The sequence below is a fragment of the Marinobacter sp. genome (genome assembly GCF_048266785.1).
In the GTDB taxonomy this organism is placed as follows: domain Bacteria; phylum Pseudomonadota; class Gammaproteobacteria; order Pseudomonadales; family Oleiphilaceae; genus Marinobacter.
On sequence record NZ_JBLWYX010000001.1, the window covers coordinates 395033 to 407817 of the forward strand.

At 56.4% G+C, this 12785-nt stretch carries 11 protein-coding genes and 1 riboswitch; of the genes, 4 read left to right on the forward strand and 7 right to left on the reverse strand.

What is annotated here, in order from left to right:
- Positions 1-131 precede the first annotated feature (131 nt).
- Positions 132-342, reverse strand: a riboswitch (cobalamin riboswitch).
- A 29-nt stretch (positions 343-371) separates the two neighbouring features.
- Positions 372-1391: a threonine-phosphate decarboxylase CobD gene (gene cobD / locus ACN0V1_RS01855; protein WP_417543638.1), complete on the reverse strand. Its 1020-nt coding sequence runs from the start codon at positions 1389-1391 to the stop codon at positions 372-374.
- A 2-nt stretch (positions 1392-1393) separates the two neighbouring features.
- Entirely contained in the window at positions 1394-2341 is a 948-nt protein-coding gene (gene cbiB, locus ACN0V1_RS01860; protein WP_417543350.1) for an adenosylcobinamide-phosphate synthase CbiB, read from the reverse strand.
- Between the two features lie 155 nt (positions 2342-2496).
- Here cbiB and cobT point away from each other — a divergent pair, with 155 nt between their 5' ends.
- Positions 2497-3576, forward strand: coding sequence for a nicotinate-nucleotide--dimethylbenzimidazole phosphoribosyltransferase (gene cobT / locus ACN0V1_RS01865; RefSeq protein ID WP_417543351.1), 1080 nt, complete (start codon positions 2497-2499; stop codon positions 3574-3576).
- Positions 3566-4192 (forward strand): histidine phosphatase family protein, encoded by a 627-nt coding sequence (locus ACN0V1_RS01870; RefSeq protein WP_417543352.1) that lies wholly within the window; start codon positions 3566-3568, stop codon positions 4190-4192. Before cobT ends, ACN0V1_RS01870 begins: the two co-directional genes overlap by 11 nt.
- On the opposite strand, the gene cobU is transcribed toward ACN0V1_RS01870, so the two are convergent.
- On the reverse strand, positions 4173-4688 hold the full coding sequence (gene cobU / locus ACN0V1_RS01875) for a bifunctional adenosylcobinamide kinase/adenosylcobinamide-phosphate guanylyltransferase (RefSeq protein WP_291947877.1): 516 nt from the start codon (positions 4686-4688) through the stop codon (positions 4173-4175). The genes ACN0V1_RS01870 and cobU overlap by 20 nt on opposite strands.
- 311 nt (positions 4689-4999) lie before the next feature.
- Between cobU and ACN0V1_RS01880 the strand changes: the two genes are divergently transcribed.
- Positions 5000-6874: a DUF294 nucleotidyltransferase-like domain-containing protein gene (locus ACN0V1_RS01880; RefSeq protein ID WP_417543353.1), complete on the forward strand. Its 1875-nt coding sequence runs from the start codon at positions 5000-5002 to the stop codon at positions 6872-6874.
- Positions 6867-7595: a 3'-5' exonuclease gene (locus ACN0V1_RS01885; RefSeq protein WP_417543354.1), complete on the forward strand. Its 729-nt coding sequence runs from the start codon at positions 6867-6869 to the stop codon at positions 7593-7595. The genes ACN0V1_RS01880 and ACN0V1_RS01885 overlap by 8 nt, the downstream gene beginning before the upstream one ends.
- A 24-nt stretch (positions 7596-7619) precedes the next feature.
- On the opposite strand, the gene msrB is transcribed toward ACN0V1_RS01885, so the two are convergent.
- The 4 genes from msrB to ACN0V1_RS01905 form a co-directional block, all read right to left on the reverse strand.
- A complete protein-coding gene (gene msrB, locus ACN0V1_RS01890; RefSeq protein ID WP_417543355.1) occupies positions 7620-8816 on the reverse strand; it encodes a peptide-methionine (R)-S-oxide reductase MsrB in 1197 nt (398 codons plus the stop codon).
- Between the two features lie 78 nt (positions 8817-8894).
- On the reverse strand, positions 8895-10412 hold the full coding sequence (locus tag ACN0V1_RS01895; protein WP_417543356.1) for an ATP-binding protein: 1518 nt from the start codon (positions 10410-10412) through the stop codon (positions 8895-8897).
- 3 nt (positions 10413-10415) lie between these two features.
- Positions 10416-11117, reverse strand: coding sequence for a response regulator transcription factor (locus ACN0V1_RS01900; RefSeq protein ID WP_417543357.1), 702 nt, complete (start codon positions 11115-11117; stop codon positions 10416-10418).
- A 200-nt stretch (positions 11118-11317) separates the two neighbouring features.
- Positions 11318-12715 carry a sodium-dependent transporter gene (locus tag ACN0V1_RS01905; RefSeq protein ID WP_417543358.1) on the reverse strand — a complete coding sequence of 466 codons (1398 nt, stop codon included), beginning with the start codon at positions 12713-12715 and terminating at the stop codon, positions 11318-11320.
- Between the last annotated feature and the right edge of the window lie 70 nt (positions 12716-12785).

The following is a 12785-nucleotide window of genomic DNA, read 5'->3' on the forward strand; positions in this document are numbered from 1 at the left end:
CCCGCATGGTTGATTGTTCGGTGCTACATAAGGGAGGCTAATTCCGGCGACAAGCCAGGGTGAAGCATTTCAACAGGTGGGAAAATTCCGTGAGACAGACCGGTGCTTACCCACCGCAACTGCCCTCCGCAGCGTTCGGTGTGTTTACAGGCCGGTCTCCGGACTTGTGGGTTATAATACCGATCGGCATAAGCCTTCCCATGCTCGCGCACAGTGGCATCTCTCTTCGCCGTTCACCCACTTACCGTTGCGGGGGCAGTGCCGGACTTTAACCGGCTTCCCGTTTCACTGTTATAGAGGCGATGATTCCGCCACAACAGCACCTACAAACGCGAAGAAATACTAACAATGCGTTAATGTCTGGTCAATGACTAAGCACAAATGCTGGTCGCTAGAGCCGCCTCTAGCCGTCGCCACTGACTCTCATTTCCCGCCAGACCAAACCGCAGCATTCCCGATTGCTCAAAGACTCTGACCAGCACCGCCTGGGCAGCCAACTGGTCCGCCAACAACTGTGGATTATCAGTGCGAACTGTCTGAAACAGTGGACTACCGCCCGTATACGTGAGCCCGGCGGCCTGTAATACCTCCCGCAACCTGTCGGCACTTCGTTGCAAGCCGTCGCGGCTCTGAAACTGCCAGTCAGTATCGGTCAGCGCCTGAGCCATCACATAGCGAGCTGGCCCACCAAGCGGCCAGGGGCCGAGCACTTTCCTTAAAGAGTCAGCAACTGCAAAATCAGCAAGTACCGCCCCAGCCCGTGCGCCAGCCAGACCAAAAAACTTTCCAAGCGAACGGAGAACAATCAAACCTGGCAAGCCCGCTCGGGAACACAGGCTGAAGGCCGGCGTAGCATCCATGAATGCCTCATCCACAACAAGCCAGCCACCCCGCTTTGTCAGCCGTTCATGCCAACGCAACAGCGTGGAGGGCGGGATTATTTCTCCGGTGGGGTTGTTGGGGTTGATCCAGACAAAGACATCCAGCCGGTCAAGCCATCGATCATCGCAACCGGAAGCGCCACCGCCGGTCTGCTCAGGCCCTATGGGGACAACCGTATGACCAGAACGCCCCCAGCTATACCCATGTTCACGATAACCAGGTACCGGTATGCCTACACGGCAGGGTTTACGCAACCCCGGCAGAGCCATAATAGCCGCCTGGCTGCCTGGTACGGGAACACAGGCTACCGATGACGATGCGCCCGACCACTCACGAACAATACCTTCAAGCCCGTCATCAGCTTCCGGCAGTCTTTGCCATACCTCAGCCGGTATGTCAGGCACTGGCCAGCCAACCGGGTTTATACCGGTGGATAGGTCAAGCCACTGCGAACGGGGAATACCCCAGCGCTCAACAGCTTCATTCAGGCGCCCACCATGTTCCAACATCATTATTGTGTCACCACAACAAAAGCAAGAATTGTAGCTGCCAGAGAAATACCAAGCCAGAGCCAGACGCCATGTCGCACCAGCCTGATGGCAGACTCAACGCTTGCCGGACTCGCATCTCGGGTACCACCAAGAATCGGGCGTTGTTTTATGCCACCCGGATAAGGCGATGGCCCGCCGAGCCTGACATTCAATGCACCTGCGCCTGCCGCCATAACAGGCCCCGCATTGGGACTGTCCCATTGTGGCGCCTGGTTTCGCCAGCACCACCAGGCCAATTTGCGATCGCCCAACAGCGCATAGGTATGAGCTGTCAGCCGGGCTGGCAACCACCCCATCAGGTCATCAAGCCGTGCCGCAGCCCGGCCAAAATACAGAAACCGTGGGTTGCGATAACCCCACATGGCATCCAGGGTATTCACCATTCGGTGCATAACCACGCCAGGAATGCCCGCAATCAGGAACCAGAACAGGCTGGCAAACACCGCATCTGCTCCGTTCTCCAGCATGGACTCGGTCGCGGCAGCAGCCACGCCCTGTTCATCCAGCGCACTGGCCTGGCGACTGACAATACGGCTGACTTGATCACGAGCCCTTTCGAGGTCGCCCTCGTGTAACGGTTCAGCTACAGCTCTGCCATGCTCGGCTAGCCCACGAAGAGAAATGGCCAGCCAGAGCGCTACCATCTGAGCCAGCATCAGCAGCAGCCCATCGAGTGCCAGAGAAACCCAGACGGCCAGACCCAACAGAGGAGCCGTCAGCAAAAGCACCGCTAAAATGCCGGTCGTCAAACCTCGAAGGGGATTTTCCGGTGAGATGTTGAGCCTCTTTTCCACAGCAGTGACCAATCGCCCGAACCCGACAACCGGGTGCATGCAGCGCGGCTCGCCAAACAGATAATCGAGGGCAAGAGCAAGCACACAGACAATGAAAGGAGTGAATAGCAACACAGGTGTTCCCGGACCAGACAGAAGGTAAAGCCGTCAAGCCTACCTCAAGACGCCCAGTCGGAGTATGATCCCGCCCTATATTGTATTGAACTCATGCTCCACACTCCGTAATCAGAACCTGCTTTACGGTACATTGATGTCTGAAGGTATGTGCAATGTCATTTCCCAGCAGTTGGACCACCCCTCCCCGGCAACCCGAAGCACGTTTTTTCGAGCAGGCAGCACGGCGGCAAAGTGTGCTGACCAAGCCCACCGGCTCTCTGGGCAAACTGGAGAACGTTGCCGTTCAGCTCGCCGGACTTCAGGGCACAGATACGCCGACGCTTGATCGCATCCAGATCAGTGTTTTTGTGGGTGATCACGGTATTTGTGAAGAAGGGATATCCGCATACCCCCAGGCAGTTACCGCACAGATGATTGCAAACTTTGCCAATGGCGGCGCGGCAGTCAGTGTTCTGGCTAAATCATTGGGCGCGGGACTGGAAGTTGTAAACCTTGGCACGGTATCTGACGTCGAACCCGATTTGCCCGGCGTCATAGATGCTCGCATAGCGCCCTGTACCCGTAATTTTGTGGCCACCGACGCCATGACCACGGAACAGGTATGCGCAGCACTGAACCACGGCGACGCAGCCGCTCAGCGGGCATCAGACAAGGGCTGCCAACTGTTTATTGGCGGTGAAATGGGCATAGGTAACACCACCTCTGCAACCGCCGTTGCCTGCGCGCTAATGGAAAAAAATCCCATGAAACTGACAGGGCCCGGCACGGGCTTGGACATCGCCGGTGTGCGTCATAAAGCCGAAATAATCATTCTGGCGATTCAGCGCCACGATAACGACGATGATGGTCAGGATGCGATGGCGGTGCTCAAAGCCTTTGGCGGCTTTGAAATTGCAGCTTTGGCGGGCGCCATTGCCGGTTGTGCCGCACGATCCATTCCGGTGTTGATCGATGGATATATTGTCTCTGTCGCTGCGTTGATTGCAGTCCGCCAGCAACCGGATATCCGCCCCTGGCTGCTGTTCGCCCACCGCTCTGCCGAGCCGGGCCACCAGGCCATTCTGGCGGCACTGAATGCGGAGCCACTGCTTGATCTCGGGATGCGTCTTGGCGAAGGTAGTGGTGCAGCCGTAGCCGTTCCTCTGCTGCGGATTGCTTGTGAGCTTCACAATGGCATGGCCAGTTTTACGGACGCCGGCGTCAGCAATAAAGAGGGGCATCATGATGGCTGACAACACAACGATGTTTGACCTCATCCGCCACGGCGAGCCCGAGGGCGGGCCGATGTACCGTGGCAGCATAGACGATCCGCTGAGTGACACAGGCTGGCAGCAAATGCGAGACGCCATTACCGAAGCCGACCACTGGGACGCAATCGTTACCTCCCCCATGCTGCGCTGCGCTCACTTTGCCCGGGAACTGGCAGATCGCTACCAGGTTCCCCTGCACAGGGATGACCGCCTGCGGGAAATCAACTTCGGAGAGTGGGAAGGGCGCACCGCTGATGAGGTGATGGCGAGCAATGGTGAAAAACTCAGCCAGTTCTGGGCTGACCCGGTTTCCAACACACCTCCGGGTGGTGAGCCTGCCACGGACTTCAACCACCGCGTTGTTGAGAGCTGGCGCCACTGGCAACAGGAGCTTGCGGGCCAGAATGTACTGATCGTTTGCCACGGAGGCGTCATAAGAATGGTCGTTGCTGACGCCATGAACATCCCGTTGAAACACGCATTCTCCAGCCTGACTACACCCTATGCCTGCCGCAGCAGAGTTCAGGTCGATACGTCAACCCACGGGCGGTTTCAGAGCCTTGTAGCGCATGGGGCATTTAAGACTTTAAAACCATAGGCAGTCCCGCGACGCTCATCACCACCTTGTCGCTCCGCGCTGCCAGCGCCTGGTTCAGCCACCCCAGCTCATCCGCAAAGCGGCGGGTAAGCGGATCCATTCCGATAATGCCCAACCCGACTTCGTTGCTTACAATCACCAGCTCGCCCGGGTAATGACTTACCTGAGTTAAAAACGCTTCCCGCTCTTGCGCAAACGTGATTTCACCCGCATGCAGCAAATTACTCAACCACAGGCTCATGCAGTCAACCAGAAGGCAGGGCGCGCTCTGGGTAAGAGCATAACCGGCAAGCACCTGAGCCAGAGCCAGGGGCTCTTCTTCCAGACCCCAGGCTGTCGGGCGCTGTTGCTGGTGGCGCTGAATACGCGCCCGCATCTCATCATCGCCTGCCATTGCTGTGGCGAGGTACACCACCGAATTATTTGTGCCGGATGCCAAACGCTCCGCAAGCGCGGTTTTACCGGAACGAATGCCGCCAAGAACCAGAATATGCATGTTTAGGTGTTTCTCTGAGAGCTTGGCAAGCATGCTAACCGGCTGATACACCGCAAAGCAAAAAAGCCCCGCAAGCGGGGCCAGGTCGGAGACGGAGAGATCACCAGAAGAAATAATCAGAACTTAACGCGCGCACCTCTCATAGCAATGTTGATGTCACCGTACGTACCCGCCATGTTCACCTGGCAAATCTGTGCAGATTGCGGGGCCGGTTTTCAACGATATAGCCTTTTGGCTCAGGCTCCGCCGCCCAACCCCGGGTTTCTGCTATAGTTTTGCGCAGGCATTATCCATTCCACCCGGGAGACAGCATGCAGGCTGAACTGATCGACATCCGTAACCATCTTATCCAGCATGCCCCGTTTGATGACATGCCCGAGGAACTGGTCAATCAGCTCACCGCCAGTATTGAAATCAGTTATGTGCGAGCGGGAACCCAGATAACGGAAACCGGGCAAATCAGCACACGCATGTATTATATCCGCAGCGGTGCTGTGGAAATTTACCGCCGTTCCGGCGAGCTCTATAACCGCATCGGTGAAGGCTGTATTTTCGGCCAGTTTGGCCTGTTGATTCGAGGCCAGGTAAGGTTTCCAGCCAGGGCGCTGGAAGACAGCCTGCTGTATCGCATTCCGGCCGAAACCTTTCATTACCTGTTTGAAAACGACGAGAACTTTGCCGACTTTGTTGAGATAGAAGATCGCAGCCGTTTACGCTCTGCAGTCTCTCGCCGGGAAAAATCCAACACCCTGATGACATCCCGCGTGAGCCGCCTGATTTCCCGGAAAACAGTCTCGGCACCCACGACCGTGCGCTTGCAGGAAGCCGCACGCATCATGACAGATAACGGCGTATCCGCTCTATTGCTGATGGACGGCGAAGGCGACAATGAGCGCCTTACAGGCATTATCACCGACCGTGACCTGCGCACCCGGGCAGTAAACGAAGCGCTGCCCTCAGAAACGCCCATCAGCGAAATCATGACCGAAGGGCTGATCACCATACGTGCCAGCAGCTACATCTTCGAAGCCATGCTCACCATGCTGCATAACAATGTGCACCACCTTCCGGTGATGGACGGCCATGAAGTCCGGGGCGTAATCGCGCTTGCAGATATTGTGCGGTATGAAAGCCAGAGCAGCCTGTACCTGGTGAGCAATATTTTCCATCAGCAGCATGTAAGAGGTCTGAAAAAGATCAGCCTCGATGTCCGCGACAGCTTTGTGCGCATGGTCAATGAAGACGCCAACTCACACATGATTGGCAGTGCCATGGCCGGCATTGGCCGCAGCTTCACCCAACGCCTGCTGGAACTGGGAGAAGAAGAACTGGGTCCGCCGCCAGTGCCTTACTGTTTCATGGCCCTCGGTTCCATGGCGCGGGACGAGCAACTGGTGGTAACAGACCAGGACAACGCCATGATTCTGGACGACAGTTTTGTACCGGAAGAGCACGATGAATACTTTTTGGCGTTGGCGAAGTTTGTATCCGACGGTCTGGCAGAATGTGGCTACACCTACTGCACCGGCGACATTATGGCCACCAACCCGAAATGGCGCCAACCTTTAAAGGTTTGGCGAAGTTACTTTACCGACTGGATTGAAAACCCGAAGGCGGAATCTCTTCTGAACAGCAATATCTTCTTTGACCTGGACGGTATATTCGGCCGCACGGAATTTGCGGAAGAGCTCAAATCCCTGATCACAGAAAAAGCCAGCAACAGCCAGCTATTTCTGACGTTGATGGCGCGCAACGCGCTTAACCGGACACCCCCTCTCGGTTTCTTCCGCACCTTTGTGCTTGAGGAAGACGGCAAGCATCAAAAAACGTTCAACCTGAAACGCCGGGGTACAGCCCCGCTTTCTGATCTGATCCGGATTCACGCGCTGGCCTGCGGCTCGCGGGCACAGAACTCTTTTGAGCGCTTGAACAGCATTGGTAAGACCAAGCTTATCCTTGAAGACGACTTGAGCAACCTGAGAGACGCGCTGGAATTCATTTCCATTGTGCGTATCCGCCACCAGGCGCTGACTCTTGAGGCTGGAGGAGAGCCGGATAACAACGTGCGGCCAGAGGACTTGTCGCCGTTTGAACGCAGCCATCTAAAGGACGCTTTCCAGGTTGTCAGCAACGCCCAGAAGTTTTTGAGGTTCCGTTATACCTCACAGGCGACCCGGCATGTCTGAGACCCCATTCATGCTCGACGATGCCAAACGCCTGCCTTGGCCGGAGCAATACGAGGCGCTGGCAAACAGTGCCAAAGCGCCCGTATTGAAAGCCTTTTACGAAGCCGGCTGCGCCCCACCGGATACACCTGTGTCCGAGGTTCCCATGGTGGCACTGGACTTTGAGACGACCGGTTTGGAGGCGGATGAACATTCTATTGTGAGTATCGGGCTGGTGCCCTTTACTCTCGATGCCATTCAGCTTAGCCAGGCAAGGCACTGGGTCGTGCGCCCGAAGCTGCCGCTGCACCAGATGTCGGTTACCTTCCATGGCATCACCCACGCCGACATATACAACGCTCCGGACCTGTCAGAAATACTCGAGGAGGTCTTCGCCAGCCTGAATGGCCGCATTCCGGTGGTACACTTCAGGCATATTGAGCGGCCTTTCCTGAATGTGGCGCTGCAATATCGTCTTGATGAAGGTATTCGCTTTCCGGTCGTCGACACCATGGCCATTGAGGCGCACTTACACCCGGACCGACAGCCTTCCTTTTTGAAACGCCTGGTGGGGGAGAAACCGCTGTCCATCCGCCTCGCAGACAGCAGAACGCGCTACGGACTGCCACACTATGCGGCCCATAACGCTCTGATTGATGCCATTGCCACTGCGGAGCTGCTGCAGGCCCAGATACAGCATCATTTCAGCCCGCAAACACCCATTGGTGATCTTTGGCTTTGAGGCAAAAGTTTACTCTTCCAAGCCTTACTGCGACGCCTTCACTTCTGCCATCCAGTCGCCGTAACCGGCGTCAGCCATTTCTTCCAACGGGATAAACTTCAGCGCGGCTGAGTTCATGCAGTAACGCAAGCCTGTAGGGGCCGGGCCATCGTTGAATACGTGCCCGAGATGCGAATCAGCAAAGCGGCTGCGAATCTCGGTACGTTTCATGAAGAAGCCGTTGTCTTCCTTTTCTACAACCATGTCCGGGCTCAGTGGGCGAGTAAAGCTCGGCCAGCCTGTTCCGGACTTGTACTTGTCACGGGAGGAAAACAAGGGCTCACCTGAGACAACATCCACATAGATTCCTGGCTGCTTGTTGTCCCAATACGGATTGCTGAACGCCCGTTCTGTACCGTCATTCTGGGTTATTTCGTACTGCGTACTGGTCAGACGCTGCTTCAGGGTCTCCGAACCCGGCTTGACGAACGTTTGCGGATCAAAGCCTTTCATCCCGGCGCTTTTTGCCGCAGTCTTCTCAGCGCTACCAGCGGCCGTGGCCTCTGGTTTGAACTGACTGAAGTCCAGCTCGTAGTCTTTTCCATACACGTCTTCGATAAACTGATACCGGCCTGAGTTGAAGGTGTAAAGGTTGTAGCGCACCGGATTCTTTTTGTAATAATCCTGGTGATACTTCTCAGCCGCATAAAAGGCTTTCAGCGGGGTAATTTCGATCACCACCGGGTTCTTGTAAACACCTGATGCCTGCAGCTCTTGTTTCGCGGTTTCTGCCAAACGTTTCTGCTCGGCGTTGTGGTAGAAAATTGCGGGGCGATACTGCTGTCCGCGATCAACAAACTGACCCTTGGCATCCGTCGGGTTCATCATTCTCCAAAGGCCTTGCAGCAAGCCTTCGTAGGTAATCACATCAGGATCATAATAAACCTGCACCGCCTCGGTGTGCCCGGTACGGCCCGAAGCAACCTGCTGATAGGTCGGATTGCGCTCGTCTCCGCCAGCGTAGCCAGAAACGGCCTCGACGACGCCGGGGATCTTCTCGTAACCGGCCTCAACGCACCAGAAGCAGCCACCGGCAAAGGTAGCGACCTTCAGGCCCGGATCTGACGGCGCGTATTCGTTGGCATTGGCCGTTGTCTTTTCGGCCGTGGCAACGGCGGCGTATAAGGCGCCGATGACCGCAATGAACAACGCGGTGACCATAGCGAGTATTTTTCGGTTCATAACAACTCTCCTGCGAGTAATATCGTAAGCCATCCTATCGCCGTGACTTCACCAAAACGTTCCTTAATTCTTACGAATCTATAACGCTGTGGATTCTTTTGCCGTGGCATCAACCAGCGGCAACCAGAAACGGAACGCTGCGCCAGCCCCGGGCTGGCTTTCTACGGAGACCCGTCCCTGCTGCAATTCTGCCATGCGGCGCGCGATAGCAAGGCCCAGCCCGGCATGTCCGCTGCGGATGGCACCCGGCGCCTGATAAAACGGATCAAATACATGATCAATATCCTGCGGGCTGATACCTTCTCCGGCGTCCAGAACACAGATTTCAACGCCTTCGTTGTCCACCGTAACGCTCAGTTTTACTTCGGCACCCTTCGGTGAGTGATCTACAGCGTTACCAATCAGATTATCGAGCACCCGCTCGGTCATCGCGATATCTGCATACACCATCGCCGGTTGTGCGCGGGTAATGCTCAGGGCAACGCCCGCCTGTTCTGCTTTCGGCCTGTGCTTTTGCACCACATCGTGCAACAGTTCTGCGGGCATGAACGGCTCCGCAAAGGGCTGTCGCTCACGGGCGTCCAGTGCTGCCAGTTCAAACAGTTCGTCAACAAGCTTGCTGAGGCGAAGGGTTTCGGCCAGTGCCACATTCAGAAAACGCCGGCGTTCGTCGGTATTGAGCTCCTGCTGTTTCATCCCCAGCGTTTCCAGGTAGCCCTGAATAGACGCCAGCGGTGTGCGCAAATCGTGTGATACCTGAGCCACCAATTGACGGCGCTGGCGATCCTTGTCTTTCAGCAGCTCCAGCTGAGCGGCGATGCGGGCAGCCATCTGATCGAACCGGGCTGCCAGATAGTCCACATCGTCCCCGGGAACACCGGTTTCGTCTGCGCCGCCAGTGGTTACAACACCCTTTGCTTCCGCTTCGAAGGCTTCCACCCGAGCAGTCAACCGCGACAGCCTTCGTGTCAACAGCCGAAAAAACACCAGGCCCGCCAGCAGCCCCACGAAAAGGCTGATGGCCAAGGCGCCGCCGCCCATCTGCAACAAGCGCTCACTGTGCACCATGCTTTCGGCAAAATCGTATTCCTCACCTCTGAGCACGACGTAGAGATAGCCCGTAGGGTTCTCAGCGCTGGGTACCGGTGTTACCGAGAACACTTTGCGGCGATCATGGCTGCGCGGGTCGTCGCCCTGTAATGGATAGGCATCCGGGTTTTCCAGCAGCCTGCGAACTGGCTCCAGGGATACATGCTTAAGCTTGATTTTGGCCGGGTTGGCGGAATAGGAAAGAATGCGCCCTTCCTGATCCAGCAGATAAATCTCGATGCTGGGATTGATGCTCATGTAGAGATCAAACAGCCGCTCCAGCTCACTGTGGTTAATCCTGCCATCGGTAACCAGATTGCGATCGGAAACCAAATGGCTGGCCAGGTCACGATTAAGCGCCTGGTTCACCGCCGCGCTGTATTCGCGCACTGAGTAGAGACTCAGCACGGTAAACAGCCCGCCCACAATCACCAACAACAGAAACAGGCCAAGGGCCAGGCGCGCATACAGGGTTTGAAACAGGGATCGGGTCCGGGGTCGGCTCATGGTTCAGTCCAGAAACCGGTAACCGACGCCCCACACCGTTTGCACGTAACGGGGCTCGGCCGGATTGGTTTCAATCTTGTTGCGTAAACGGTTGATGTGGGTATTCACGGTGTGCTCGTAGCCATCGTGATTGTACCCCCATACAGCGTCCAGCAACTGCGCGCGGCTAAATACGCGCCCGCGATGGCAGGCAAAATGCCAGAGCAGATCGAACTCACGGGCTGTGAGTTCCGCTTCGCTACCACGAACAAATACGCGGCGTCGCACTGGGTCTATTCGGAGCCCGTCCACTTCCACTTCCTCAGCTTTCGCTTGTTCAGAATTGCGTGAAGAAAGCGCGTCCACCCGACGGAAGAGGGCTTTGATACGGGCAGCAAGTTCCGCCACGCTGAACGGTTTGGTCAGGTAGTCATCTGCGCCCATTTCCAGACCAAGCACCCGGTCCAGCTCGGTGCTTTTTGCGGTCAGCATCAGCACCGGAACATAGCCCGGGACCGCACGGATTTCCCGGCACACCGAAAGCCCATCGAGCCCCGGCAGCATCAGGTCGAGAACAACCAGATCTATACCGCTCTTTTTAAACCGCTCAAGGCCGTCGTCCCCACGATCTACCAGAACCGGCTGCATGCCAAGATCCTTGATCTGCATGCTGACCAGCTCGCCAATCCCGGGGTTGTCCTCAATAATCAGTACCGTTCGTGTCATGGTGCTCCGGCTCGGTTGTCCGGGCTGTGCGAACAGCCCATCTGCTGTGTTTCCTTTTCTGCAGTCTAACGCGAAAACTTCACGAATCTGTCACACGGGCCTCGATGGAAGCTGCCCTCGGGATGACGAAAACTGACGCCTCTTTACAAAAAAGCCCGGAAGGCATCGCTGCCTTCCGGGCTCTCTGTTTGCCTGTGCGATTACGCCGTCAGGTTGTAAACAAACACAATCACAACCGCCACAGGCGACACATAGCGCAGCAGAGTCAGCCACAAGGCAAACGCACCACGGCTCAGGTTCACATCAGCTTTCAGGGATTCCTTGGCAACAAACCAGCCCACAAAGATCGCCGTCAACAAGCCGGACAAGGGCAACAGGATGTTGGCCGTAAAGAAGTCCAACAGGTCGAAAATCGTCTTGCCTTCAAATCGCTCGAACATATCGAGGGGCGCAAAATCCGCCCATACGTTCAGCGACAGAATGGACGCAATGCCCAAAAGCCAACACAGCAGGCCAACCACAATGGCACTGCCCACGCGCTCCATGTTGGTGTTTTCTTCCACCCACTCAACCACGGGCTCCAGCAAAGAGATGCCCGATGTCCAGGCGGCGAACAGCAACAATACAAAGAACAGCGTGCCAAACAGGCCGCCCATGGGCATGTTTCCGAACGCCAGTGGCAAGGTCTGGAAAATCAGACCGGGGCCAGCACTGGCCTCAAGACCGTTGGCAAAAACCACCGGGAAAATTGCCAACCCGGCAAGCAACGCAACAACGGTATCCATTAACGCAATGCTCACCGCCGTGCGCCCCACAGGCACATCACGCCCAAGGTAGGAGCCATACGCCATCATGATGGCCATACCCAGGCTCAGCGTGAAAAACGCATGGCCCAGCGCAATCAGCACGCCATTGATGGTCAGCGCCCCGAAGTTTGGCGTAAACAGAAAACTTGCAGCCTCATCGAAGTGGCCTGTGGTGGTGGCGTAGCCCACCGCAATAAGCAGCAGCACAAAAAGCGCCGGCATCAGAATTGTGACTGCACGCTCCAGGCCGCCCGTCAAACCCCGGGATACCACCAGTATCACCAACGCCATAAACAGAGTGTGCCACGCCAACAGCTGCTTGGGGCTGGCCAGCAAACCACTGAAAAGCTCGCCAATTGAATCTGCAGTGCCACTGGTGAAATCACCCATGGCCGCATGGCCGATGTAAGAAGCAGCCCAACCACCAATAACGGAATAGAAGGAAAGAATCGCAAAAGCCGCGATCATGCCGATAACAGCAGAAATACGCCACGCCGGCGAGCTGAGGTTGCGCTCGGCAACCAGGCGCATACTGCCAATCGGGTTGTGGCGGCCACTGCGGCCCACAAATATTTCGGCCATCATGATGGGGATACCGATCACAGCAATACACAGCAGGTAAACCAGAACGAACGCGCCGCCTCCATTCTCGCCCGTGACATAAGGAAATTTCCATATGTTGCCGAGGCCAACGGCAGATCCGGTTGCGGCGAGAATGAATGCAAAGCGGGAAGACCAGAGGCCGCGAGAGGCCCCGCTATCGCTACTCGAAGCCGGGTTGTGCTGAGTCATGTTATGTTCCTGTGCTTTCGGCTAAGGAATCGTCAAAGAGAGCCGCGGCTGCTGTCTGCCAGCCCGGCAA

What these genes read in the sequence shown, in the direction of transcription:
- cobD (WP_417543638.1), bottom strand. Translation starts at nt 1,391, where the DNA reads ATGTTGGAACATGGTGGGCGCCTGAATGAAGCTGTTGAGCGCTGGGGT.
- cobT (WP_417543351.1), top strand. Translation starts at nt 2,497, where the DNA reads ATGTCATTTCCCAGCAGTTGGACCACCCCTCCCCGGCAACCCGAAGCA.
- msrB (WP_417543355.1), bottom strand. Translation starts at nt 8,816, where the DNA reads ATGAACCGAAAAATACTCGCTATGGTCACCGCGTTGTTCATTGCGGTC.
- ACN0V1_RS01905 (WP_417543358.1), bottom strand. Translation starts at nt 12,715, where the DNA reads ATGACTCAGCACAACCCGGCTTCGAGTAGCGATAGCGGGGCCTCTCGC.
- ACN0V1_RS01885 (WP_417543354.1), top strand. Translation starts at nt 6,867, where the DNA reads ATGTCTGAGACCCCATTCATGCTCGACGATGCCAAACGCCTGCCTTGG.
- cobU (WP_291947877.1), bottom strand. Translation starts at nt 4,688, where the DNA reads ATGCATATTCTGGTTCTTGGCGGCATTCGTTCCGGTAAAACCGCGCTT.
- ACN0V1_RS01895 (WP_417543356.1), bottom strand. Translation starts at nt 10,412, where the DNA reads ATGAGCCGACCCCGGACCCGATCCCTGTTTCAAACCCTGTATGCGCGC.
- ACN0V1_RS01900 (WP_417543357.1), bottom strand. Translation starts at nt 11,117, where the DNA reads ATGACACGAACGGTACTGATTATTGAGGACAACCCCGGGATTGGCGAG.
- ACN0V1_RS01880 (WP_417543353.1), top strand. Translation starts at nt 5,000, where the DNA reads ATGCAGGCTGAACTGATCGACATCCGTAACCATCTTATCCAGCATGCC.
- ACN0V1_RS01870 (WP_417543352.1), top strand. Translation starts at nt 3,566, where the DNA reads ATGATGGCTGACAACACAACGATGTTTGACCTCATCCGCCACGGCGAG.